General features: G+C 65.5%; 24 protein-coding genes. 20 read left to right on the forward strand and 4 right to left on the reverse strand.

Going from position 1 to position 23,111, the window contains the following annotated elements:
* Positions 1-41: 41 nt before the first annotated feature.
* The 8 genes from ACSBOX_RS07450 to ACSBOX_RS07485 all read left to right on the forward strand — a co-directional run bounded on the left by ACSBOX_RS07450 (position 42) and on the right by ACSBOX_RS07485 (position 9,632).
* Positions 42-1,859: a hypothetical protein gene (locus ACSBOX_RS07450; RefSeq protein ID WP_442545456.1), complete on the forward strand. Its 1,818-nt coding sequence runs from the start codon at positions 42-44 to the stop codon at positions 1,857-1,859.
* A gap of 36 nt (positions 1,860-1,895) precedes the next feature.
* Positions 1,896-2,861, forward strand: a complete 966-nt coding sequence (locus ACSBOX_RS07455) for a co-chaperone YbbN (RefSeq protein ID WP_442545457.1) — start codon at positions 1,896-1,898, stop codon at positions 2,859-2,861.
* A complete protein-coding gene (locus tag ACSBOX_RS07460; protein WP_442545458.1) occupies positions 2,861-3,964 on the forward strand; it encodes an NADH:flavin oxidoreductase/NADH oxidase in 1,104 nt (367 codons plus the stop codon). Before ACSBOX_RS07455 ends, ACSBOX_RS07460 begins: the two co-directional genes overlap by 1 nt.
* A gap of 97 nt (positions 3,965-4,061) precedes the next feature.
* The gene (locus ACSBOX_RS07465; RefSeq protein ID WP_442545459.1) at positions 4,062-4,853 is read left to right on the forward strand and encodes an ABC transporter ATP-binding protein; all 792 of its coding nucleotides are present in this window, start codon (positions 4,062-4,064) and stop codon (positions 4,851-4,853) included.
* Positions 4,835-6,406, forward strand: a complete 1,572-nt coding sequence (locus ACSBOX_RS07470; RefSeq protein WP_442545460.1) for a transporter — start codon at positions 4,835-4,837, stop codon at positions 6,404-6,406. Before ACSBOX_RS07465 ends, ACSBOX_RS07470 begins: the two co-directional genes overlap by 19 nt.
* A 93-nt stretch (positions 6,407-6,499) precedes the next feature.
* Positions 6,500-7,282, forward strand: a complete 783-nt coding sequence (gene nagB / locus ACSBOX_RS07475) for a glucosamine-6-phosphate deaminase (RefSeq protein WP_442545461.1) — start codon at positions 6,500-6,502, stop codon at positions 7,280-7,282.
* 36 nt (positions 7,283-7,318) lie between these two features.
* Positions 7,319-7,657, forward strand: a complete 339-nt coding sequence (locus tag ACSBOX_RS07480; protein WP_059387622.1) for a DUF3039 domain-containing protein — start codon at positions 7,319-7,321, stop codon at positions 7,655-7,657.
* A 196-nt stretch (positions 7,658-7,853) separates the two neighbouring features.
* Positions 7,854-9,632 (forward strand): DEAD/DEAH box helicase, encoded by a 1,779-nt coding sequence (locus ACSBOX_RS07485; RefSeq protein ID WP_442545462.1) that lies wholly within the window; start codon positions 7,854-7,856, stop codon positions 9,630-9,632.
* A gap of 25 nt (positions 9,633-9,657) precedes the next feature.
* Here the strand turns inward: ACSBOX_RS07485 and ACSBOX_RS07490 are convergent, their stop codons facing one another.
* Positions 9,658-10,284: an isochorismatase family protein gene (locus ACSBOX_RS07490; protein ID WP_442545463.1), complete on the reverse strand. Its 627-nt coding sequence runs from the start codon at positions 10,282-10,284 to the stop codon at positions 9,658-9,660.
* Positions 10,285-11,613: a nicotinate phosphoribosyltransferase gene (locus ACSBOX_RS07495; protein ID WP_442545464.1), complete on the reverse strand. Its 1,329-nt coding sequence runs from the start codon at positions 11,611-11,613 to the stop codon at positions 10,285-10,287.
* A 181-nt stretch (positions 11,614-11,794) separates the two neighbouring features.
* Here ACSBOX_RS07495 and clpS point away from each other — a divergent pair, with 181 nt between their 5' ends.
* The 6 genes from clpS (at position 11,795) to rdgB (ending at position 16,179) form a co-directional block, all read left to right on the forward strand.
* Positions 11,795-12,202, forward strand: a complete 408-nt coding sequence (gene clpS, locus ACSBOX_RS07500; protein ID WP_078108496.1) for an ATP-dependent Clp protease adapter ClpS — start codon at positions 11,795-11,797, stop codon at positions 12,200-12,202.
* Positions 12,195-12,761 carry a DUF2017 domain-containing protein gene (locus ACSBOX_RS07505; protein WP_442545465.1) on the forward strand — a complete coding sequence of 189 codons (567 nt, stop codon included), beginning with the start codon at positions 12,195-12,197 and terminating at the stop codon, positions 12,759-12,761. The genes clpS and ACSBOX_RS07505 overlap by 8 nt, the downstream gene beginning before the upstream one ends.
* 95 nt (positions 12,762-12,856) lie before the next feature.
* Complete coding sequence (gene murI / locus ACSBOX_RS07510; protein WP_442545466.1) at positions 12,857-13,945, forward strand: glutamate racemase; 1,089 nt, start codon at positions 12,857-12,859, stop codon at positions 13,943-13,945.
* A complete protein-coding gene (locus ACSBOX_RS07515) occupies positions 13,942-14,739 on the forward strand; it encodes an MBL fold metallo-hydrolase (protein WP_442545467.1) in 798 nt (265 codons plus the stop codon). Before murI ends, ACSBOX_RS07515 begins: the two co-directional genes overlap by 4 nt.
* 43 nt (positions 14,740-14,782) lie before the next feature.
* Positions 14,783-15,541, forward strand: a complete 759-nt coding sequence (gene rph, locus ACSBOX_RS07520) for a ribonuclease PH (RefSeq protein ID WP_442545468.1) — start codon at positions 14,783-14,785, stop codon at positions 15,539-15,541.
* On the forward strand, positions 15,538-16,179 hold the full coding sequence (gene rdgB, locus ACSBOX_RS07525; protein WP_442545469.1) for an RdgB/HAM1 family non-canonical purine NTP pyrophosphatase: 642 nt from the start codon (positions 15,538-15,540) through the stop codon (positions 16,177-16,179). Before rph ends, rdgB begins: the two co-directional genes overlap by 4 nt.
* 70 nt (positions 16,180-16,249) lie before the next feature.
* Here the strand turns inward: rdgB and ACSBOX_RS07530 are convergent, their stop codons facing one another.
* Positions 16,250-17,014 carry a VTT domain-containing protein gene (locus tag ACSBOX_RS07530; RefSeq protein ID WP_442545982.1) on the reverse strand — a complete coding sequence of 255 codons (765 nt, stop codon included), beginning with the start codon at positions 17,012-17,014 and terminating at the stop codon, positions 16,250-16,252.
* A gap of 187 nt (positions 17,015-17,201) precedes the next feature.
* Between ACSBOX_RS07530 and ACSBOX_RS07535 the strand changes: the two genes are divergently transcribed.
* The 3 genes from ACSBOX_RS07535 (at position 17,202) to ACSBOX_RS07545 (ending at position 20,084) form a co-directional block, all read left to right on the forward strand.
* Complete coding sequence (locus ACSBOX_RS07535) at positions 17,202-18,443, forward strand: MFS transporter (protein ID WP_442545983.1); 1,242 nt, start codon at positions 17,202-17,204, stop codon at positions 18,441-18,443.
* 9 nt (positions 18,444-18,452) lie between these two features.
* Positions 18,453-19,478, forward strand: a complete 1,026-nt coding sequence (locus ACSBOX_RS07540; RefSeq protein WP_442545470.1) for an exonuclease domain-containing protein — start codon at positions 18,453-18,455, stop codon at positions 19,476-19,478.
* A 66-nt stretch (positions 19,479-19,544) separates the two neighbouring features.
* Entirely contained in the window at positions 19,545-20,084 is a 540-nt protein-coding gene (locus tag ACSBOX_RS07545; protein WP_442545471.1) for a DUF4395 domain-containing protein, read from the forward strand.
* A gap of 6 nt (positions 20,085-20,090) precedes the next feature.
* On the opposite strand, the gene ACSBOX_RS07550 is transcribed toward ACSBOX_RS07545, so the two are convergent.
* On the reverse strand, positions 20,091-21,170 hold the full coding sequence (locus ACSBOX_RS07550; RefSeq protein WP_442545472.1) for an ADP-ribosylglycohydrolase family protein: 1,080 nt from the start codon (positions 21,168-21,170) through the stop codon (positions 20,091-20,093).
* 77 nt (positions 21,171-21,247) lie between these two features.
* On the opposite strand from ACSBOX_RS07550, the gene ACSBOX_RS07555 reads away from it, so the two are divergent.
* The 3 genes from ACSBOX_RS07555 (at position 21,248) to ACSBOX_RS07565 (ending at position 23,064) form a co-directional block, all read left to right on the forward strand.
* Entirely contained in the window at positions 21,248-21,604 is a 357-nt protein-coding gene (locus ACSBOX_RS07555; RefSeq protein WP_442545473.1) for a YidH family protein, read from the forward strand.
* On the forward strand, positions 21,601-21,951 hold the full coding sequence (locus ACSBOX_RS07560) for a DUF202 domain-containing protein (protein WP_306868986.1): 351 nt from the start codon (positions 21,601-21,603) through the stop codon (positions 21,949-21,951). The genes ACSBOX_RS07555 and ACSBOX_RS07560 overlap by 4 nt, the downstream gene beginning before the upstream one ends.
* 138 nt (positions 21,952-22,089) lie before the next feature.
* Positions 22,090-23,064 (forward strand): MIP/aquaporin family protein, encoded by a 975-nt coding sequence (locus tag ACSBOX_RS07565; RefSeq protein WP_442545474.1) that lies wholly within the window; start codon positions 22,090-22,092, stop codon positions 23,062-23,064.
* Positions 23,065-23,111: the final 47 nt, after the last annotated feature.

Raw genomic sequence — 23,111 nt, forward strand, 5'->3', positions numbered from 1 at the left:
TTGGTAACAAAACCGTTACCCTTGAAGTTCAACGACCGCTGATGATTGGTATTCCTGTGCGATTGAAGACTGCAGTTTCGCTGGTGCTGCTTGGCCTGCTGACACTGTTGGCCGGCATTGGCCAGCTGACCTTTTGGGCCCCGGCCGAGACCGTAACCGCGTCCGCCCCCGGCGACTCCAAAGCCGCTCCGCTGACCGTGATCACCCAAGACGTGTTGACCCACAAGGGTGGTTCCAGACAAATCAACATCAAGGGCGACGGTAAGTTCGTGGTGGCCGTCGGGCGTCCGGATGACGTGGACGCGTGGGTCGGCAAGACGGCCCACAACAGCATCACCGGAGTCTCCGAGGACGGCAAGTCCCTCCAGGTTGCCGGCACCGACGGCGAAGCAACCGCTCCGTCGCCTGCCGGATCGGACATGTGGGTGCAAACCGAGAGCGCCAACGGACAGCTGGACTACACCTTTACTCCGCCCGCGAGTGGCAATTGGTCGCTCCTGCTGGCAAGCGACGGAACCAAGCCGGCGCCGTCGTCGGTCTCCATCACGTACGCCAACGATGCCACCATGCCGTGGGCCGTCCCGCTGATCGTCATCGGCGCGCTCCTCATTGTCGCGGGTGCGGCGTTGCCGTTCGTCAGCAAGTTCACGAGCGGCAGGGGCAGGGGCCCTCGCCGCGGCGGTCCGCGAGGCGGCGGCACCACCGAAGCTGACAGGGATTCTGTCGGCGAGGACACCCCCGCGGATTCCGAGCAGCACATCATCGGCGGGGACACCTCTGCAGAGGACAACAACAAGGGCATCGCCGGCGGTCCCGCACTTCGCATTTCGCTGGTAGCCGCAGCCGTTGTGACCGCCCTCGTGGGTGGCACCGCTGCGGGCGCCCAAGCGGCCGAGACTCCCTCTCCTTCCGGATCGGCGACGGCGGGCTCCGGATCCGCGACGGCGAGCCCGGCCGGGGTCGCCGTCGCGCCCGCAGTCCCCGTGGTGGTGGACGCGCAGCTCAAGCGCATCCTGGACCAGGTGGCCGGCGCCGTGACCGCCGGGGATGCCGCGCGTGATGCCTCCAAACTCGCTCCCCGGGTTGACGGCACCGAGCTGCAGGTGCGCACGCAGAACTACAAGATCCGGTCCCAAGTTGCCACGCATGAGGCGCGGATGCCGGTCCGGTCCACCAAACTGCTGGGCAGTGTCATCTCCACCCAGCGAACCTGGCCGCGCACCGTGATTGCCCTGACCCAGGGCGATGGCAACGTGGTTCCCCAGGTACTGACCCTCGTGCAGGCCTCGCCGCGCGAGAACTACAAGCTGAAGAGCACTTCGCCGCTGCAACCGGGAACATCCTTCCCGGCGATCCCCTTGGGCGGAACCGCGCAGTTGGCGGCCGGAGACAAGTCCGGACTGCAATACAGCGGCACCGAAGCAATGGCAGCCCTGGGCGATCGCTTGACCAAGGCTGATTCGGCGTTCAAGGACAAGCTCGTGGAAGGCACCAATTCGCCGTACATTGCCGATGTCCTCGACTACCAGGCGAGCACCGTCAAGTCGGGCACCAATGGCGACTTCACCTTCACGCACACGCCCTCTCCCGCGGATACTGCGGTGTTCCGGACCTCCGACGGCGGCGCAGTAGTGGTGGGAAAGCTGGACTTCAATTTCACCAGCAAGCCCAAGGCCGACGGCGACACGTTGACCGTGGACAAAGCCGCGGCAGTGCTTGCGGGCGGGGATTCCACGAAAGTCGGCCTCGTGCAGACCTTCTCGGAGTCGGTGGCCATTTACATTCCACCGGCAGGCACTACTGCTCCCATGAAGCTTGTTGCCGCGGTCCGCGGTCTGGTGGGAGCAAGCTTCCAGTAGGAAAATGCTGTTGGCGCAGCGGCTAGAGTGGACGGTATGAGTTCGCCAGGATCCCGTCCCGTCTCTCCAGCCGCTGCCAGCCAGCTCAACCTGCGCGGCGCCGTCGACCTCTCTGCATTGCGGCGCCCTGCGCCGGCGGCACCAAGCGGTGCCCCGGCTGCGTCCGGCGGCAGCCCCGGAAGCGGCCAGCCCCTTCGCGTAGACGCCACCGAGGCCAATTTCCAGGACCTCGTCCAGCTGTCCACGCAGATTCCCGTCCTTTTCCTTTTGTGGTCTAACCGCTCCTTGGAGGCTTCGACCCTCCTGCATAGCCTTGAAGGCGTCGTCGAAAGCTACGGCGGCAAAGTGGTGCTGGCCGCGGCCGATGTTGACGCCTTCCCGCAGCTTGCGCAGGCATTCCAGGTCCAGGCCATTCCCACCGCGATCGCGGTCCTGAAGGGCCAGCCCGTGCCGCTCTTCGAGGGGCCAGCTTCGGACCAGGAAATCCGCAGCCTCATCGATGAACTCCTCAAGGTGGCCGAAGCCAACGGCGTCACGGGCAGCATCGGTGCAGGTGACGCCGGTGCGGAGGCCCCTCCTCTGCCGCCGCTGCACCAGGCCGCCTTCGACGCCATCGAAGCCGGGGATTACGCCGCTGCGGCCACGGCTTACCGCCAGGCGCTCGCCGAGAAGCCGGCGGACACCGAGGCGAAGGCAGGACTCGCCCAGGTGGAGTTGATGGGCAGGCTGGAGCTCCTGACGGCAACCGAAGCCGAAACCATGCGCCAGCGGGCCGCGGAGGAGCCGGACAACATCGACGTGCAGCTCACGGTTGCCGACCTCGACATCTCGGGTGGACACATCGAGGACGCGTTCAACCGCATCATCGCGTTCATTGGCCGCAACTTCGGTCCCGAGCGGGAAACGGCGCGCGTGCGCCTGCTGGAGCTGTTCGACGTCGTCGGCATTTCGGACCAACGCGTGGCCAAAGCCCGGCAAGGTCTGGCGCGGGTCCTCTTCTAATGACTCAGCCGGCGTTGTTCAGCCCGCTCCACTTGCGCTCTCTGACGTTGCCGCACCGTGGCTGGGTGTCCCCGATGTGCCAGTACAGTTGCTCGCCCGACGGCGGGGGAGGCGTACCCAACGACTGGCACCTGGTGCATCTTGGAGCTTTTGCGACGGGCGGCGCGGCCCTCATCCTCACCGAGGCGGCGGCGGTCAGCCCCGAGGGACGGATCAGCCCGCGGGACGCCGGAATGTACACGGACGAGCAGGCAGCGGCGTGGGAGCGGATCGTGGACTTCGTCCACCGCAACAGCGCCGTGGGCGGCAAGATCGGCGTCCAGCTGGCCCACGCCGGCCGCAAGGCTTCCACGTACTGGCCCTTCGCGGACCAGAGCGGATCAGTGGCGGAGTCCGACGGCGGGTGGGTGGCCCGGGGTCCCGGGTCTGAGGCCTTCGCCGGGCTTGCACGTCCGCTTGCCATGAACGAGGCGGAAATCCACGCCGTGATTTCGGATTTCGCGGCGGCGGCTTCACGGGCAGTGGACGCCGGGTTCGACACCGTGGAGATCCACGGCGCGCACGGCTACCTCCTGCACGAATTCCAAAGCCCGCTGATCAACACGCGCGACGACGCGTGGGGAGGCAGCGAGGCCGGCCGAAACCGTTTGATGCTCGCGGTCATCGACGCCGTCCGCGCTGTCATTCCCGATTCGATGCCGTTGTTGTTGCGGATTTCCGCAAGTGATTGGGCCGAGGGCGGCGTCGACATCGATGCCTCCGTGCGGCTCGCGCGGGCGGCGTCGGAGCGCGGCGTGGACTTGGTGGACGTCTCCAGCGGTGGCGCCGTGGCCCACCAGCGGATCAAGGCCGGCCCTGGGTACCAGACGGGATTCTCGGAGCAGATCCGGCGCGAAGCGGGGGTTTCCACCGGGGCAGTCGGCTTCCTGACGTCCTCGGGGCAGGCCGAACATACGGTGGCCACGGGCCAAGCCGACGGCGTGTTCATGGCACGGGCAGCCCTCCGCGATCCGCACTGGTGGCTTCGCGCGGCTTTTGAACTCGGATTCCCCCTGGATTGGGCGCCGCAGTATGAGCGTGCGGTTCCACGGCACAGCTTCTAGGCGCTACTCCTTTGGGATGAGGCCGCTCCGGAAAGCGGCTCCGTAGTTCCCCCTGGGGGACGACCCCTGGAACCGTGCCCGGGGCTAGGCTGACTGCATGACTGTCCAGCTTCCCGGTTCCCCTCTTAATTCCCCGGTGCCCGCCTTGGCCCTGCGCGGCCTGGCGAAACGCTTCGGAGGCAAGGTCGCGGTCGACGGCATCAGCCTGGACGTTCCCGCCGGCTCCTTCTACGGGGTTGTTGGTCCCAACGGGGCGGGCAAGACGACAACGTTGTCGATGGCCACCGGGCTCCTGCGACCGGATTTCGGGACGGCCTTTGTCCATGGCGTGGACGTGTGGGCGAATCCGCTCGAAGCCAAGAAACTGATGGGGATACTGCCCGACGGCGTTCGCCTCTTCGACCGCTTGACGGGCGAACAGCTCGTCACCTATGCCGGCTTGCTCCGCGGCATGGACAGGGACGCCGTCGCCCACAGGGTGGGAGAACTGATGGCCGCGCTGGACCTGAGCAGCGACGCCGGAACCCTCGTGGTGGACTATTCCGCCGGCATGACAAAGAAGATCGCCCTCGCGTCGGCCCTCATCCACGCGCCCAGGCTGTTGGTGCTGGATGAGCCCTTTGAGTCCGTCGATCCCGTGTCGGCAGCCAACATCAGGGGGATTCTTGACAACTATGTGTCCTCGGGAGGAACGGTCATCGTCTCGAGCCATGTCATGGACCTGGTGCAGCGCATGTGCGACCACGTGGCCGTCGTGGCTGCCGGGAGGGTCCTCGCCGCCGGAACCGTCGACGAGGTCCGCGCCGGCGCCACGCTCGAGGACCGCTTTGTTCAGCTGGTGGGCGGCGGAAACCAGACGGGAGGCCTGGAATGGTTGCGCACCTTCTGAGCCTGAAGTGGCGGCTCCTGCTGAACGGCTTCCGACGCAGTCCGGCCCAGCTTGTGGGCATCGCGATCGGCGGACTCTATGCGCTGGGGGTCGTCGTGACCCTCGTGGTGACGCTCGTCGCCCTGCGGTGGGCCGACGCCGGGACGGCCCACACCGCCGTCGTCCTCGGTGGCGCTGCCGCGATCGTTGCCTGGGCCGTGGTGCCCCTGATGGCTTCGGCCGCGGACATGACGCTTGACCCTTCCCGCTTCACGACGTCGACGGTTCCCATGCGCCAGCTACTGACCGGGCTTGCCCTCGCCGGATTCATCGGATTGCCGGGCCTGTCCACATTGATTGTGGCGTTGTTCACGGCGGCAACATGGTGGCGCAGCGTGCCGGCGGTGCTGGGCGCCCTGCTGGGCGCCGTGCTCGGCGTGCTGAGTTGCGTGGTCTTGTCGAAAGTCATTACGACGGCGACTGCCGGCCTCGCGGCCTCCCGTCGCTTCAAGGATGTGAGCAGCATCGTGGTCTTTGTGCCACTCGTGCTGATGGGACCGATTGTTGCCGGCCTCTTCAAGGGAGTGTCCGGTTCCACTGGCTATCTCCCCGAGCTCGCCCGGACGGTCTCCTGGACGCCGCTCGGTGCTTCCTGGTCGCTTGGCGGCGATCTCGCGTCGGGAGATGTTGTTGCTGCCGGCCTGAAGGCGTTGATTGCCCTGGCCACCCTCCTTGTGTTGTTTGCCGCGTGGAATGCCTTGCTCAAGCGGGCGCTGGTCACTCCGCCGTATTCCGGTGGCTCGGGGAAACGCGGCGGAAAACTCGGCTTGTTCGGGCTGCTGCCTGCAACTCCCACCGGGGCCGTGGCTGCGCGGTCCCTCAGCTACTGGATCCGCGACCCTCGCTACGCAGCTTCGCTCATCGTGGTCCCGTTGTTGCCCGTGATTTTCCTGTTCCAGTCCGGGCAGTCCGGAAGTTACTCGATGCTGGTGATCCTGGGGCCAATCGCTGCTTTTGTCCTCGCATGGTCGATCGCCGCTGATGTTTCCTATGACAGCACCGCATTTGCCTTGCATCTGGCCACCGGGGTCCGGGGCATCCATGACCGGCTCGGCCGGGCCTTGGCGTGCCTCGCATTCGCCCTCCCGGTGGTGGTGATCTTCGCCGTCGGGCCCTTCTTCCTGACGCGGGACTGGAACTGGTTGCCTGGTGTCCTGGGCCTTTCCATGGGCGTCCTGTTTTCGGGCCTGGGCTTGGCCTCCATCGTGTCGGCGCGCTACACGTCCAACGTGCCGTTGCCCGGTGACAGCCCCTTCAAGAAGCCCCCGGGAAACGTTGCCCAGACGCTGGCAGTCCAGTTCGGAGGGATGGCGGTGCTGTTCCTCTTGGTACTTCCTGAACTTGTCCTGGTCATCGTCCAGTCGGTCACGGGCGATCCGCTGTGGGGATGGATCAACCTGGCCATTGGTACGGTTCTAGGGGTGGCCTTGTTTGTGGCCGGTGTGCGGATCGGTGGCCGCTGGCTTGACCGCCGCGGGCCGGAGCTCTTCGCGCAATTGAGCGTCAATCGTTGATTCCATGACCAACAATGACAAGTTATGGGACATGGGATAACCTCGAGTTTGAACCAGTCGATCCGGGAAACACAGCTAGAAAGGTCGTGGACGATGGAAGTTGTCATCCTTCCGGGAAGCAAGCAGATCGGGGCGCTCGCCGCGGACGCCATCGAGGCGCTGCTCCTCCGAAAGCCGAACGCCGTCCTGGGCCTCGCCACAGGGTCCTCTCCGCTCCCCGTCTATGACGAACTGGCGCGCCGCCACCAGGAAAGAGGCCTCGACTTCAGCCAGGCACACGCCTTCGCCCTTGACGAATACGTCGGGTTGGAGCCGGGGCATCCGGAGTCGTACCGTGAAGTCATCCGCCGTGAATTCACCGATCGGGTCAATATCGACCCCGCCAATGTCCACAGCCCGGACGGTACCGCGGCCGATCTTCCCGCAGCCTGCGAAGCGTACGAAGACTCCATGCGCGCACTCGGTGGCGTTGACCTTCAGATCCTTGGCGTGGGCACGGACGGGCACATCGGGTTCAACGAACCCGGTTCCTCGCTCGCTTCGCGGACCCGGATCAAGACGCTGATCGAGCAGACCCGCAAGGACAACGCCCGTTTCTTCAAGAGCGTCGATGATGTCCCGCACCACGTCGTCACACAGGGCTTGGGAACCATCATGGACGCCCGGCACGTGGTCCTGATTGCCACCGGGGCGCAGAAAGCCCAGGCCGTCAGGGACTTTGTGGAAGGGCCGGTGGCGGCCATTTGCGCGGCATCCGTGCTGCAGATGCACCAGCACGCCACCATCCTCATCGATGAAGCTGCGGCGTCCTCGCTCAAGCTCGCCGACTACTATCGCCACACCTACGACAACAAGCCGAAATGGCAGAGCATCTGACACGGTGCATCTGATCGCGAAGCATCAGCGGCTAAGATGGATGGCATGACGACGCTGCCTCCGGACCCATTCGAAAACGATCCCATGCGCGAGCTTTCCGGAGCCGGAACTTCCACTGCAACCATTGAGCGCGAGGAATTGCGCCAGGAAGTGGAACCCGGTGACCGGGAGCGTTTCTCGCACTACGTCCGCAAGGAAAAGATCATGGAGTCCGCCCTCACAGGCGAACCCGTGATCGCACTTTGCGGCAAAGTGTGGACCCCTGGCCGGGACCCGCAGAAGTTCCCGGTCTGCCCCGAGTGCAAAGAAATCTATGAAGGACTTCGCCCCGGCAACGACGGCGGAGACAAAGGCGGCTCGGGCGGCTCCAAGTAGCCAGTAAGCCCCAGTAGTAAGAAATCCCTGGTAGTCGGGTATTTCCTGGTAGTAGGCGGGGGAGTTCTTTCCCTGCCTGTGTGCTGCCCCGCGTGATTCGGCGCATCCGGAACAGATTGGTGTTTTTTGTGGTTATTTGGGCTTCGCTGGCTGCAGCGGCCTTGCTTGGAATCGTTGCTGGTCGGGGGGAAACCGCGTGACTGAAACGCTCTTCGGCGGCCCCGCGCTGCCCCCGGCCTATCCGGAACGCGCAGCCTGGGGAACCGCCCCGAAGTTGCGCGCCTGGCAGCAGGAAGCGCTGGACCTGTACCTGAACGCCAGCCCGCGCGATTTTCTCGCCGTGGCAACCCCCGGAGCCGGTAAGACCACCTTCGCCCTGCGGATTGCGTCAATGCTCCTTGACAGTGGAACCGTGAACCGCGTGACGATCGTCGCACCTACGGACCACTTGAAGCGGCAGTGGGCGGACGCCGCGGCCAAGGTGGGCATTGCCATCGATCCGAACTTCAAGAATGCCGACGGCCAGCACGGCAGGGGCTTCGTCGGCGTCGCCGTGACCTATGCCCAGGTGGCCAGCAAGCCCATGCTCCACCGGGCGAAGACCGAAGCCGCACGCACCCTGGTCATCCTCGACGAAATCCACCACGGCGGTGAAGCGTTGTCCTGGGGCGACGGATTGCGCGAGGCGTTCGATCCCGCTGCGCGGCGCCTGGCCCTCACGGGAACGCCTTTCCGTTCCGACACCTCGCCCATCCCTTTCGTGGAATACGCCGAAGACCGGGACGGCATCCGCCGCTCGAAGGCGGACTACACCTACGGCTACGGCAATGCCTTGCGGGACCACGTGGTCCGGCCCGTGCTGTTCATGGCGTATTCGGGCCAAATGCGTTGGCGTACCAGTGGCGGAGACGAAATGGCGGCTTCCCTTGGCGAGGCTGCCGTGACCAAGGACATCACCTCGCAGGCGTGGCGTACCGCCCTGAACCCGAGCGGCGAATGGATTCCCGCGGTTCTCGCCGCCGCCGATAAGCGTCTCAGCGAGGTCCGCCGTACCGTGCCCGACGCCGGCGGCCTGGTGATCGCCACGGATCACGACGACGCCCGCGCCTACGCCGGTCAGCTCAAGAAGATCACGGGCCAGTCGCCCACGGTGATCCTGTCCGATGATTCCAAGGCTTCGCACAAGATCGAGGAGTTCACGGCCAGCGACAAGCGCTGGATGGTGGCGGTCCGCATGGTGTCCGAAGGCGTCGACGTCCCCCGGCTTTCGGTCGGCGTCTACGCGACGTCCACCTCCACGCCGCTGTTCTTCGCCCAAGCCGTGGGCCGCTTTGTCCGTGCCCGCAAACGGGGGGAAACGGCGTCGGTCTTCTTGCCGTCCGTGCCGCCCCTCATGGCTTTGGCCAACTCCATGGAAGCCGAGCGGGACCACGCGCTGGACCGGCCCGAGAAGGAAGACGCGGACGGACTCTTCAACCCCGAAGAGAACCTGATGGCCGAGGCCAACCGTGAAGAGAAGGCCTCCGACTCCCTTGAGAAGGGCAAATTCGAGGCTCTCGATTCCCAGGCTTCCTTTGACAGGGTGCTGTTCGACGGCGGCGAATTCGGTACGGGAGCCGACATCGGCTCCGAGGACGAACTGGACTTCCTCGGGATCCCCGGGCTGCTCGACGCCGAACAGGTGGGAACGTTGCTCCGGCAGCGCCAGCATGACCAGCAGTCGAGGAAGAAGCGCCAGTCTCCGTTGGCTGCCGCCGCGGCGCCGGCGGTTCCGGACCACCGCATGCTGATGGACCTGCGCAATGAGCTGGCCAAAAACGTCGCAGCCTGGTCGGCCCGCACCGGCACCCCGCACGGCGTCGTCCACAACAAGTTGCGCGAGGTGTGTGGCGGGCCGGCCGTGGCTCAGGCAAACGAAGAGCAATTGCAGTCGAGGCTGCGCAAGCTCCAGGATTGGTTCATCGGCCGGAAGTAGCTCTGCTTGGCAGGACTACCGGCGCTTAGGGCTGCCCCAGTTCGACGCCGTTCTCTTCCAACTCCGCGTACGTCTCGTCGAGATCCTCCGCGATGCCGGCGGTGAGCTCACCGATGACCGTCACGGAGTAGCCCGCTTGCACGGCGTCCAGTGCGGTGGCCCGGACGCAGTAGTCCGTGGCGATGCCGACCACCACCACTTCTTCCACTCCGTGGCTTTGCAGCCAGTCGTCGAGCCCGAGGGCGTCCTCGTCCAGCTCGACGGAGGGGACGGCGCCGGGCGCGAGCTCGCCCGTAGGCACTTCGTCTTCGGGTGCCAGGACTCCCTCGAACCCCGAATAGGCCGCCGTGTACTGTCCCTTGCGGAAGTACGCCTGGATATACTCGGCGTCGAGATCCGGATGGAGTTCGGCCCCTTTGCTCCCGGCGCGGCAATGCGGGGGCCAACTGTCCACGAGGTCCGGTGTCTCCGAAAAGTGGCTCCCGGGATCCACATGCCAGTCCTGCGTGGCAACGACGTGGTCGAAGTGCTGATGGTTCGTGTCAAGGTATTCGCTGATGGCGGCGGCGGTGGCTGCGCCACCCTCTACGGCGAGGGATCCGCCCTCGCAGAAATCGTTCTGGACGTCCACGATGATCAGGGCACGGGACATTCAATCCTCCTCGTAGACAGTGGGGATTGCGGGCTCGCCGCGTTGCAGCCTCCGGACCACCGGCGGGAGTTCGGCCATGGTGGCGGCGTGGCGTTCCTGTGCCCGGACCACGCCCTCGTGTCCCGTCCAGCCAGGGAGCAGTTCGCCGTTCTTGATGAACTGCTGGAGCAGCGGGCGATCGTTGCCGTCGTCTTCCGGCCGGTGCCCGATGCCCACGATCTCCTGGGTCGCGATGCCGAGTTCGTTGAGTTTGCGAAGGGCGTATTTGCGGCCGCCCACGCTGGCCTTGTTCTTGGCTACTTTGGCCACGGGAACGAATTCCCCGGCATCGTTGGTCCGGCTGACCAGTTTGTAGACCATGCTGGCCGTCGGGGCCCCTGATCCCGTGACCAGGGAAGTGCCCACGCCATACACGTCCACCGGGGCCGATTGCAGGGCCGCGATCGCGAATTCATCGAGATCCGAGGTGACGACGATCCGGGTGTCGGTGTTGCCGAGGCTGTCCAGCAGCTCGCGGACCCACTGGGCCTGGGCCACCAGGTCTCCGGAGTCAAGCCGGACTGCCCCGAGCTTGTCACCCGCGAGCTCCACCGCGGTGCGTACCCCGACCTCGACGTCGTAGGTGTCCACCAGAAGCGTCGTTCCCGGTCCGAAGGCGGAAATCTGGGCTTCGAAGGCTTCGCGCTCGGTGTCATGCAGGAGCGTGAACGAATGGGCGGCCGTGCCAACGGTCTTGAGCCCAAAGCGCCGGCCGGCCTCAAGGTTGGAGGTACTCCCGAAACCGGCGATGACCGCGGCGCGGGCTGCCGCCGTCGCGGATTCCTCCTGGGTGCGCCGGGAACCCATCTCGATGCACGGCCGGTTGCCGGCCGCACTGGTCATGCGGGAGGCAGCCGAAGCAATCGCGGTGTCGTGGTTGAGCACGGACAAGATGTACGTTTCCAGGATGCACGCTTCGGCGAACGTGGATTCGACGATCAGGATGGGGGAGCCGGGGAAGTAGGCTTCGCCCTCCTGATAGCCCCAAATGTCGCCGGAAAACCTGTAGTCGGCGAGGAAGTCCAGCGTCTGCCTGTCAACTACTTTGTGTTGATCGAGGAACGTGAGTTCGGCGTCTCCGAAACGGAAGTCCCTGATGCCCTCAAGCAGCCTGCCCGTGCCGGCGACGATTCCGTAGCGGCGGCCATCGGGCAGGCGGCGGGCGAAGGCCTCGAAGACGGAGCGCCGGTGCGCCGCGCCCGAATGGAGGGCAGCTTCCAGCATTGTCAGCTCATAGTGATCGGTGTACAACGACGTGCGGGGGTGGTCCCAGGCGACGGATCTGCTCACGGATTCACTCTAGTCCCCACCGCCTCCCACGTCTCGCTTCGCTCGACGCGGGGCCCTCGGCGGTGTGGGCCCACCCAGCGGCTCCCACGTCTCGCTGCGCTCAACGCGGGGCCCTCGCCGCCGTGGGCCCATCCAGCGGCTCCCACGTCTCGCTGCGCTTGGCCACCATTAGAATGGACAGATGACCACTACCGTCGGCCCCGGCACAGCCCCCGGCACCTATTCAGCCAGCAACACAGTGACAGACGCAGGCTTAAAGGGAAAAGAACGGACGGACATCTCGGAGCAGTCGTCCACCGACCTCCTCAGCGCCGCTGACATCCCTTGGAACCTCGTGATCTGGAACGATCCCGTCAACCTCATGAGTTACGTGAGCTACGTGTTCCAAAGCTACTTCGGCTATTCCGAGGCCAAATCCAACAAACTCATGCTTGAGGTCCACAAAAAGGGCCGGTCCATCGTGGCGTACGGTGGCAAGGAACAAGTGGAGCAACACGCGGTTGCCATGCACGGCTACGGTTTGTGGGCAACAGTTGAAAAGGCAAGCAGCGGCGACGGCCGGGGACGCAAGGGCGGCGCACGTGGCTAAGGCTTTCAAGTACGGACTCAAAGGCATCACCGGCTACCTTGAGCCCGCGGAGCGCGAACTCCTGCGCGGACTCCTGGACGACGTCATTTCAATGCTCGAGCCGGAGCTGTCGAGGAACGAAGATCCGCTGACGGCCTTGATCGGGCTGGACATGGACGTCAAGGAACCATCCGACCGCGCCCTTTTGCGGCTCTTGCCGAACGTCATGAAGAACGACGACGCCGCGTCCCTCGAGTTCCGCCAACTCACCGAGCGCTCGCTGAGGGAAGGAAAAATCGGCGCCCTCCGGGCCGCCGCGATGGGCCTGGACCGAAACGAACTCGTCCTCACCCCGGAGGAGGCGAAGCTTTGGTCCATGGCCCTCAACGATGTCCGTTTGGTGCTGGCGGAGCGACTCGACATCCGTGACGAAGCGGATGCCGACCATGTCCACGCCATGCAGGACTGGTCCCAGGCCGAAGACGTAGAGAGCTACCTGGCGCTCGTCTACAACTTCACCACGTGGCTCCAGGAATCGTTGGTCCAGGCCATGATGGCCTCGATGGACCGGAAGCCCTGAGTGGGTCTTGTGGGCGTCCATGTGACAAAACAGACACGAGGCCCCCGCCACATGTCATGCCTGCAGCACATGCCTTGGCTTATTCTCTAAGAATCATGAACTCAGCATCGGACGCGGTATCGGATGGGGAGAGCGCCGCAGCGGCGTTGGAATCCCAGCGCAAGCCGGAAACAAAGCGCAAGCCGGAAACACTGAACAGCCAGGCACACAACCCCTTGCTGGGATCACGCCCCATCGGTGTCTTCGATTCCGGCGTCGGCGGACTCACCGTGGCACGGTCCATCATCGACCAACTGCCCAATGAGTCGATCATCTACGTGGGGGACACTGCCAACGGACCGTACGGGCCGCTCCCCATCGCCGAAGTCCGGGCCAATGCGCTTGGCGTCATGGACGAACTCGTGGACTCCGGCGTCAAGCTCCTGACCATCGCCTGCAACTCGGCCTCGGCCGCGGTTTTGCGCGATGCCCGCGAACGCTACACGGCCCGTTACGGGATACCCGTCATCGAGGTCATTCAGCCCGCAGTCCGCCGCGCGGTGTCCGCGACGAGATCCGGCCGGATCGGCGTCATCGGGACATCGGCCACGGTGGGTTCCCGGGCCTACGAGGACACCTTCGCCGCGGCGCCGGACCTGACGATCACTTCGGTGGCCTGTCCGGAGTTCGTGAGTTTCGTGGAAGCCGGCATCACCACCGGTCCCGAGCTGCTGGCGGCGGCCCACGAATACCTGGAACCGCTCAGGGGCGCAGATGTGGACACCGTGGTGCTCGGTTGCACGCACTATCCCTTGCTCACCGGCGTGATCTCCTTCGTCATGGGGGAAGACGTCACCCTTGTGTCCAGCGCCGAGGAGACCGCCAAAGACGTATACCGCGCCTTGGCCACCCACGGGATCCAACGGACCGATGCCGGCGTGCCCCGGCACGATTTCATGGCCACCGGCGACGCGGTGCAGTTCGAAACGCTGGCGCGCCGCTTCCTTGGCCCGGAGGTCCTGTCCGTACGCCACGTTGACCATGTGGCTGCCCAGTATCCGACCGGAAGCCTCGCGCGGATCACGCCGGAAATGTTGGAAGCCGCCCGCGCAGGTGGAAATCATGCGCGGACGTCCAATTTCGTTGATCCCGCAGCGTTCACCCTGAATGAATTCGGCGCGGCCCGCGGGGGCCGCATCCAGTGAAACTGACCATAGTGGGCTGCACGGGTTCCTTCCCCGGTCCGGGCTCTCCGGCGTCGTGCTATCTGCTGACTGCGCACGACGGTGAACGCCAGTGGAAGATCGTCCTGGACCTTGGCAGCGGGGCCCTCGGGGCCATCCAGCGCTACACCGATCTCGAAGATATCGATGCCATCTTCCTGACCCACTTGCACCCGGACCACTGCATGGACCTTTGCGGACTGCACGTGGCCGTCCGCTGGAAGCCGGGTGGCTGGGGACGGGACAGGATCCCCGTCTGGGGTCCCGCCGCGACAGCCGACCGAATGGCCACCGCCTACGGTTTGGAGTTGGACCCGGGAATGCACGAGGAATTCGACTTCAGCAACTGGAGCGAACGCCAATCCGTTCAACTCGGGCCGTTCACCGTGACACCGTACGCCGTGAACCACCCGGTGGAAGAGGCCTACGCCTTGCGCGTGGAGGTCACAGAGCCGGACAAAGACGGCAAAACGGTGAGCAGGGTCCTCACGTACTCGGGAGACACCGACTCGTGCACCGGACTCGAAGACGCCGCCCGCAACGCCGATCTGTTCCTGTGCGAGGCCGCTTTCGAAGAAGGGCGCGACGACGACATCAAGGATGTGCATTTGACCGGCAAACGCGCGGGCCAGGCAGCGACGGCAGCAGGGGCCCGACGCCTCCTGCTGACCCACATCCCGGTCTGGACATCGCAGACCAAAGTCATGGCCGAGGCGCGGCCCGAGTTCGCCGGCGATGTCGCCGTCGCGGTTGCCGGAGTCCACTACACCGTCTGAACCGGCTGTCCGGCGAGGGCCGGGGGATCGCTAAGCTTGCAGTATGACTTCCGAAGCCACATCTGTCCCCGTCATCCGTGCCGACGGCCGCACGCCCGATCAACTCCGTCCCATCAGCATCACCCGCGGCTGGTCCAAGCAGGCCGAAGGTTCTGCCTTGATCGAATTCGGCAACACCCGGGTGCTGTGCACGGCTTCCCTGACCGAGGGCGTTCCGCGCTGGCTCAAAGGCGAAGGCCGCGGCTGGGTCACGGCCGAGTACGCCATGCTGCCGCGGGCCACGAACACCCGTTCCGACCGTGAATCGGTCAAAGGCAGGATCGGCGGACGCACCCACGAAATTTCGCGCCTGATCGGCCGCTCGCTGCGTTCCATCATCGACACCAAGGCCCTGGGCGAGAACACGATTGTGCTGGACTGCGATGTCCTGCAGGCCGACGGCGGCACCCGCACCGCCGCGATCACCGGCGCCTACGTGGCGCTCGCCGAAGCGATCCGCTTCGCCCGCGAGAACAAGTTGATCGCCAAGAACGCACAGCCGCTGATCGACACCATCGCTGCAGTCTCCGTAGGAATCATCGACGGCATCCCGATGCTGGACCTGCCGTACGTCGAGGACGTTCGCGCGGAAACCGACATGAACGTGGTGGTCACGGGCTCCGGCAAGTTCGTGGAAGTCCAGGGCACCGCCGAGGGAGCGCCCTTCGACCGCGATGAACTGAATGCCTTGCTGGACCTTGCCCTTATCGGCACGGGCGAACTGGCGGCAATCCAGCGCGAGACCCTGGCCGAGGCCCCGTGAGCGGGTCGACCACGCCTCGGCTCGTTCTCGCCACCCACAACAAGGGAAAACTGCGCGAACTCCGGGAACTCCTCAGGGGACAAGTGCCCGGACTCGACGTCGATACCCAAGTGATCGACGCTGCTGCCGCAGGGGCCCCCGATGTTGCCGAGACCGGCGTGACCTTTGCCGAGAACTCCCTGCTCAAGGCACGGGCCGTCGCTGAGGCCACGGGAATCGTGGCGATCGCCGATGACTCGGGGCTTGCCGTGGACGTCCTGGGGGGAGCACCAGGCATCTTCTCGGCCCGCTGGTCCGGCCGGCACGGCGACGATGCCGCCAACCTGCAGCTCTTGCTGGCGCAACTCTCCGACGTCCCCGACGCTCACCGGGGAGCCGCGTTCGTCTGCGCCGCGGCGCTCGCCGTACCGGCCGCCGTCGACGGCGGGGCGCGCGAGGTGGTCGAGTACGGACAACTGGAAGGCACTCTCTTGCGCGAACCGCGCGGCGCGGGTGGATTCGGGTACGATCCCGTGCTCCAGCCCGAGGGGCTGGACCGCAGTTGCGCGGAGCTGAGTTCCGAGGAGAAGAACGCCATCAGCCACCGCGGCAAGGCGTTCAGGGCGCTGCTCCCGGCCATCGTTGACGCCCTGCGCTGAAACTCCCGGCCGGCATTAACCGGAAAAGGCACCCCGCAACTGCGGGGTGCCTTTCCTGTAAGTCAGGGGTCTAGCGCTCGCCGTGCTTTCCGGCTTCGCTTCCGTCGACGAACTCCTGGGCGGGTTCGGCACCGTGGTCCGTGACCTTGCGCTTTGCCAGGATGCCGCGGAGGACCTCGACGGCCACGGGGACCACCGAGAGCAGCACGATGACCACGAAGATGATGTCCAGGTTGTCGCGGACCCACGGGACCTTGTCGCCGAGCAGGTAGCCGAGCAGCGTGACGCCGCCGCCCCAGAGCGCCGCCCCGATGACGTTGAAAATGAAGAACTTGCGCTTGTCCATCTGGGCGACGCCGACAATCACCGGGACGAAGGTGCGGATGATCGGAACGAAGCGGGCAAGGATCAGGGCCTTGCCGCCGTGCTTTTCGAAGAAGGCGTGCGCGCTCTCGACGTTCTCCCGTTTGAACAGCTTGGAATCAGGCTTGTTGAAGATGGCCGGTCCGGCTTTGGAGCCGATGAGGTAGCCGCTCTGGTTGCCGATGATCGCGGACACGACGATGAGGGCCGCGAGTGCCCAGATGTTGAACTTGATGGTGTCCGTGGCGACGAGGAGCCCCGCGGTGAAGAGCATCGAGTCGCCAGGCAGGAAGAAGCCCACCAGGAGTCCCGTTTCGGCGAACACAATGCCGCACACGAGCAGGACTACCCATGGGGCCAATGCGGGGTCGGCCAGGAAGACCTGGGGGTTCAACCAGTCGGGGAGGAGCGCGGACATATGCGGCTGCACCGGTCCTGCACCCACCAAAGCGGATACGGCAAAGTCGTTCATCGCAGAAAGGGTCACCCTTCAAGGGTACGGGACAACAGCCGTCGGGCCCTTGAGACAGCGGCTGGGGGTGTCTGACAGACACTGCCACCAGTCGCCCGAGCTGCGTAGCGTGGTGGACGTGGGCAGAAAGGACGAAAACTTCTGCGTCCGCAGCCAACCGACCATGAAGGACGAGGAAGAACTTTTGATGCGCGACGCAGCTATACCCGGGACAGCGGCGACGGTCGCTCCTGCGCCAGCACCGGTGTTCCCGTGGGGCGGTCTCCTGATCCTCGCCGCGGCAGGCTTCACCGCAGTGACTACGGAACTCCTCCCGTCCGGGCTGCTGCCACAGATCAGCCGGGACCTGGGAGTAGACGAATCGGCCGTAGGCTCCCTGACGGCCGCCTATGCGGCGGTCATCGTCTTCACGGCGATTCCGCTGTCCAGGCTCCTCGGCGGACGGGTTCCCCGCAAGGCGCTGTTGATCGCCACGGTGCTCGCCTTCGCACTCAGCAATGTCCTGTTGGCGTCGAGCCCGGGCTTGGGATGGGCAGTTGCCGCGAGGCTCCTCGGGGGCGTGGCCCACGGGATGCTGTGGTCAAGCATGGCCCCTTACGTTGCCAGGATCGTCCCAGCGCACTCGGTCGGAAAAGCAATGGCCATGGTCTTCAGCGGTAACAGCATCGCGCTCGCCGTCGGCGCCCCGATCGGTACGCTCATGGGCTCGGTCCTCTCCTGGCGCGCTTCCTTCCTTATCTTGGCCGGAGTCGGCGCGGTTCTCGCTTTGCTGGCCATGTGGGTACTCCCCGCAGCCCGCGACGAGGACGGCCATACGACGCCGACCCTCCGCGGGGCCCTGAAGCTGCCCGGCGTGATCGCGGTGGCCACAGCCTGGCCGCTCTTGCTTTTGGGCCACTTCACCCTCTTCACCTACATCGCGCCGTTCCTCCACGTCTCCGGCCTGCCGGATGCCTCCACGAGCATTTCGCTGTCCGTGGTGGGGGTCGCCAGCCTCGTGGGGATCTGGATCGCCGGCCTCACTGCCGATTCCCACCCGCGGCGCTCCCTGATTTCCGCGGTCGCCCTGTTGGTGCTGGCCTTCGGACTCTTGCCGCTGCTTGGCAGCACGTGGGTGGGTGAGCTCGTGCTGGTGACTGTATGGGGAGCCGCCTTCGGGGCCATCGGCATCTACAACCAGGCGGCAATCCTTCGCGCCGGCGGGGAGCACAGGGACGCTGCGAACGGCTTGACCGTGGTCACCATTCAACTGGGCATCGCCGTCGGCGCCGGGTATGGCGCCCTGGCCCTGACTACAGTCGGCGCCCTGTGGGTGCCGCTAGCCGCAGCCGTCCCGACGGCGGCAGCCCTCGCAATCATCCTGGCCAGCCGCCGCGGCGGCTACCCCGCCGGTCCCCGGGAGGCACGTTCTTCACGACTCCACCTGTAACCTTGACCAGTGGCATTGGACTTTACGGCGATCGACTTTGAAACTGCGAACGGCTTCAGGGGTTCTCCGTGCTCGGTCGGCCTCAGCAAGGTCCGCGGCGGCGTCGTGGTGGAGGAAGGCTCCTGGCTCATGCGGCCGCCGGAAAACCATGACCACTTCGAGTACCACAACACCCGGATCCACGGCATCCGAGCCGAGGACGTCGCCGGTGCTCCACGCTTTGGCGAAGTCTTCCCCGAAATCGGCGCTTTCATCGGCGACGATATCCTTGCCGCCCACAATGCGGCATTCGATCTTGGCGTCATCCGTTCCGGGCTCGAAGTTTCCGGTCTGCCGGGTCCCGCTTACGAGTACGTCTGCACAGTGATGTTGTCGCGGCGCTGCTACTCCTTGGTGTCCAATTCCTTGCCCTACGCGGCGGAGGAGGCCGGCGTGCCCCTCGTGAACCATCACGACGCCGCCGAAGACGCCCGGGCCTGCGCCGGAATCCTGGTGGACATCGCGCACCGGAACAACGCCAACAGCATCGCTGAGCTCTACTTGTCCCTCGGCCTGGCCATACCCAGGCAACAGGCTTTCCAGCCAGGAGACGGACTGTCCAAGCAGACCCTCGCCGCGCTCGCGGCCGTCGGTGAAGGGCGCAACACGGTCGCCGGCCGGTACGGCGTCGGGAATGGCGCCGGCCAGCTTGGACGCGCCTGGAGCAATTGGCCGGAGGAAGGCGACAACCCGGCGCCCAATCCTGCCGCGGAACCGGGCCACCCCTTGTTCGGTCAGACCGTCGTCTTCACCGGCGAGCTTGCGATGGCCCGGCCGGAAGCGAAACAGCGTGCAGCGGAGATGGGTGCGAGTCCGGAGAGCCGCGTGACCGGAAGGACAACGGTCCTGGTGGTAGGCGACGGCTTTGTTGCCGGCGATCTCCGGAACGGCCGGCTCACAGGCAAAGCAAAGCGGGTCCTGGAGCTGCACAGCCGCGGCCAGCAGATCGAGGTTCTCTCCGAGGGTGAGTTCCTGCAGATGGTCGGCGGACGCTAGCCGCTCCAAAATTCACACGGAGCAACAAAGCTTCCCGTTGTGTTGCAGCGCTCCTAGCCTTGAGCCATGACACAGGGAAAACAGGCCGATACCGCACGGTTCACCGCGGCTCCGGCAGCCAGCCGATGGCGCGCTGTCTTCGCTTTCCCCAATCCGGTCAATGAGTACGCCGCGAGGATCACTGCCGGGCTCGTGGTTCTTGCGGCAGTGGCCACCCTCCTGAGCGGCCTCGGCGGGGGACTCGTGCTGATCGCGGCAGGGTTCTGGCTGCGGGTGTTGTTCGGGCCGAGGATCTCGCCATTCGCTGTGCTATCCGTCAAGGTCCTGGCGCCCCGCGTTGGTCCTGCCAAGCTTGTCCCGGGGCCGCCCAAGCGTTTCGCCCAGGGAATCGGTGCGGTGCTCAGCACGGCCGCCGTGATCCTGTTCTTCGCCGGTTCCGCCTTGGGCGCCTGGATCCTGCTCGCCTTGCTGATCGTCGCCGCGTCCCTCGAATCGTTTGCGGGATTCTGCCTGGGCTGCGCCATTTTTGGTTTCCTGCAGAAGCATGGCCTGATTCCCGAGGACGTCTGCGAAGCGTGCAACAACATCGAGCTTCGCCGGCTTTGAGCCGCTCTAGCCGACCGTGACAGCGATAAGCCGTTGAGCCATACCACGGATGACCTCCGGGGCCTCGAGGGCTTCAAGCCAGTCCGAGGGCAGGGACTCTTCGCCGTGGAACGCCCCGAGGATATTGCCCGCGATCGACGCCGTGGAGTCACTGTCACCGCTGTGGTTCAGTGCCACGGTTATGGCCTGGCGGAAATGGGCTGACGGATCGAGCTGAGCGTCGGCGCCGGTTGCCAGCACCGCATAGAGCCCGACGGCGAGTGCCTCCTCCGCGACCCAGCCTTCGCCCAGGTGCGCGGTGAGTTCTTCCGGGCTGAGCAAGGTGCCGGCCGACGACAGTTCCAGCGCCTGGCGGAGCCGATCGAGGAGTTCGGGAGCCGCATCCGGCAATGCCGACACCACGCCCAGGGCATGCTCGGCCGCGGTCCGTAGATCGGAACCCGCTGTCAGTTTGTGCACGAGGACGCTGAAGGCACCGGCACTTTGCCGGGCTGAAGGGTGTCCGTGGGTCAAGGATGCGGCATCGGTGCTCAGCTTGTAGACCGTCGCTTCCGAAATGTGCGGGACCAGGCCGAAGGGAGCGGACCGCATGACCGTGCCGCAGCCCTTCGATTCCGGATTGACGGGCCGGAACTTGGTCCCCATCTGGCCCGTGGCGAGTCCGCTCAGGCACGCCTTGCCCGGATGCCTGCGATGCCGTAGGACCTCCTGGCTGTCGATCCAGCGCGGTTGGGGGACGGGGGCTGACGACGGCAACGCGACGCCCTGGGTCGCGAGCCATCGCAGGTAAGCCAGCCAGAGGCACGCTGTTTCATCCGCCGCTACGCCGTCGTTGGCCCATTCGAGGGCCTCCACGATGCCGTCGACGGTGTACAGCGTCATCTGGGTGTCGTCCGAAAAGTGGCTGCCGCCGTCGAGCTGGCCGAAAGAGGTGAGGCCTGCGGCGCCGAAGCGCGAACGGATGGTGGCGACGTCGTCGAACTCGACGGCATAGCCGAGCGAATCGCCCAAGGCACCTCCCAGCAGGCAGCCGCGGACCCGGGACTCGAAGGATGGCACGGCGGAGGGGGACGGTTCAGCACTCATAGTGGTAATTTACCGTGGCTGCTTCGTCGGTCTTCACCAGCCCGCTGATACGGTGGCTCGTGAACCAGGAGGCAGTGATGCGTGAACCCGCGTGGCGGAAAACCGGAAAGACTCCGGACTACAGATTCTCCCTCGCAAATGAGCGGACCTTCCTTGCGTGGATCCGTACCTCGTTGGCGCTGCTGGCGGGTGCCGTCGCCATCGACCAGCTTGCACCGAACATCGCGCCGCAGCCCGTGCGCATTGTCTTGTGCGTGGTGCTGTCCATCATCGGCGCGGGCCTTGCGACCCTTGCCTACCGGCGGTGGGCTCAGATGGAGGCAGCGATGCGCAACGACCAGGCCTTGCCGTTCTCACGGGTCATGCTGCTCATGACCATCGTGGTGGCCTTGGCCGCCTTCACCTTTGCCGTGCTGATCCTGGTGGCGCGTTGACCGTTGAGTCCAGGGATCCGGGCCTGCAACCGGAGCGCACCATGCTCGCCTGGCGACGGACGCTGATTTCGCTTCTAGTGGTGGATCTCTTCATCTGGCGCAGGTGGTTGTCGGCAAAGTCCGGTGCGGGGCAACTTCCCACGGGGATCCCGGGGCTCGACTACCAAGGTATCTGTGCGTTGACTGCCGCAGCCGCGACGATCGTCCTGGGCTTCGTTGTCTGGGTCAGATCCCACCAGTTGCACCATGGTGCCGAGGAAGCCTCGGCTGTCTTGATGATTGCAAGCGCCCTGTCGATCATCGCGCTCGCCTGCGCTGCGGTCGCCGCAATCGCGCTGGGCGGCTAGGCTCGGATTCAGGAAGCGTCCAGACTCGGCTGACACGATGCTCCGGGGCAAGGGCGCGGTCCGCCGCGTGGCGTTGCCTGCCGGAGCATTCGCCTCCGCAAAAGACCACGCTAACTTCGAACAAAGGAATCCCTCGACATGACCACGACTGTGTCCATTCCCTCCTCCCGCGGCCCCGGGCTCCTTGCCCGGTCGTTCGCTGAAGCTCTGGGGACGCTGTTCCTTGTGGTTGTTGGCTTGGGTGTGCTGATCTTCATCAACCCCCAGGCGGTTCCGATGCCGGCCTCGCTGGCGAGCGGCCTGACTGTCGCCGCAGCCATGCTTGCTTTCGGTTACCTGTCAGGCGGCCACTTCAACCCGGCCATCACGGTCGGCCACCTGGTTGCCGGCCGGATGAAGCTCATTGATGGGGCCGCATACGTTGGCGCCCAGATTGTGGGCGGTTTGCTGGGAGCGTTGGCGATTTTCGCCGTCGTGAGGACCGTTCCCGGGATCCCTGACAGCCGGACTGTCTTTGACACGGCAACCTCCGGCTTCGGTACCCATTCGACCTTCCAGGTTCCCGTGACCGGCGTGATGCTCATTGAGGTCCTCGGCGCCGCGCTGCTGGTGGGGGTCTTCCTAGGCGTCACCGCACGACGCAATCCCAACAAGCTCGCGGCACCGTTCGCCGTCGGCCTGACAGTCGCAGTCCTGCTGGGGCTGGGTCAGTCCACCGGCAACCTCGCCTTCAACCCGGCCCGCGCCACAGCATCCGCCATTTTCAGCTCCAGCTGGGCAGTGGAGCAGCTCTGGGTCTTTTGGGTCGCACCGCTCGTGGGCGCGGCGATCGCAGGCCTCATCGTCCGCGGTTTCGGCGAGTCGACTCCGGCGGTTGTGGCCGAGGCCGGCGAGCCCGCAACCGCTGAGGCCGCAGAACCGTTGCCGTCCGACGCCTGGGACGAAAAGTCCCACGACGACGCTGACGCAGTTGCCCCGGAAGGCGCGGCCGACGCTTCCACGCCGGCTGCGGCGTCCGTCGAAGAGCCTGCCGAAGCTCCCGTTCCGGCACCCGTCGAGGAAAAGCCCGACGTCGACCCGGCCCGTGAATTCTTCGATGGCAAGCGGGGCTGACGCAGGTATTCAGCTGCCGGGATCGCCCAGTTGCGGCCGGTGCCGCC

It is taken from the genome of Arthrobacter sp. KN11-1C (assembly GCF_052180225.1).
Classification (GTDB): Bacteria; Actinomycetota; Actinomycetes; order Actinomycetales; family Micrococcaceae; genus Arthrobacter.

Bases quoted from the DNA above. Each gene is read 5' to 3' on its own strand.
- ACSBOX_RS07450 (WP_442545456.1), top strand. From the start codon at position 42: ATGATTGGTATTCCTGTGCGATTGAAGACTGCAGTTTCGCTGGTGCTG.
- ACSBOX_RS07455 (WP_442545457.1), top strand. From the start codon at position 1,896: ATGAGTTCGCCAGGATCCCGTCCCGTCTCTCCAGCCGCTGCCAGCCAG.
- ACSBOX_RS07460 (WP_442545458.1), top strand. From the start codon at position 2,861: ATGACTCAGCCGGCGTTGTTCAGCCCGCTCCACTTGCGCTCTCTGACG.
- ACSBOX_RS07465 (WP_442545459.1), top strand. From the start codon at position 4,062: ATGACTGTCCAGCTTCCCGGTTCCCCTCTTAATTCCCCGGTGCCCGCC.
- ACSBOX_RS07470 (WP_442545460.1), top strand. From the start codon at position 4,835: ATGGTTGCGCACCTTCTGAGCCTGAAGTGGCGGCTCCTGCTGAACGGC.
- nagB (WP_442545461.1), top strand. From the start codon at position 6,500: ATGGAAGTTGTCATCCTTCCGGGAAGCAAGCAGATCGGGGCGCTCGCC.
- ACSBOX_RS07480 (WP_059387622.1), top strand. From the start codon at position 7,319: ATGGATGGCATGACGACGCTGCCTCCGGACCCATTCGAAAACGATCCC.
- ACSBOX_RS07490 (WP_442545463.1), bottom strand. From the start codon at position 10,284: ATGTCCCGTGCCCTGATCATCGTGGACGTCCAGAACGATTTCTGCGAG.
- clpS (WP_078108496.1), top strand. From the start codon at position 11,795: ATGACCACTACCGTCGGCCCCGGCACAGCCCCCGGCACCTATTCAGCC.
- murI (WP_442545466.1), top strand. From the start codon at position 12,857: ATGAACTCAGCATCGGACGCGGTATCGGATGGGGAGAGCGCCGCAGCG.
- rph (WP_442545468.1), top strand. From the start codon at position 14,783: ATGACTTCCGAAGCCACATCTGTCCCCGTCATCCGTGCCGACGGCCGC.
- ACSBOX_RS07530 (WP_442545982.1), bottom strand. From the start codon at position 17,014: ATGAACGACTTTGCCGTATCCGCTTTGGTGGGTGCAGGACCGGTGCAG.
- ACSBOX_RS07535 (WP_442545983.1), top strand. From the start codon at position 17,202: ATGCGCGACGCAGCTATACCCGGGACAGCGGCGACGGTCGCTCCTGCG.
- ACSBOX_RS07545 (WP_442545471.1), top strand. From the start codon at position 19,545: ATGACACAGGGAAAACAGGCCGATACCGCACGGTTCACCGCGGCTCCG.
- ACSBOX_RS07550 (WP_442545472.1), bottom strand. From the start codon at position 21,170: ATGAGTGCTGAACCGTCCCCCTCCGCCGTGCCATCCTTCGAGTCCCGG.
- ACSBOX_RS07555 (WP_442545473.1), top strand. From the start codon at position 21,248: ATGCGTGAACCCGCGTGGCGGAAAACCGGAAAGACTCCGGACTACAGA.
- ACSBOX_RS07565 (WP_442545474.1), top strand. From the start codon at position 22,090: ATGACCACGACTGTGTCCATTCCCTCCTCCCGCGGCCCCGGGCTCCTT.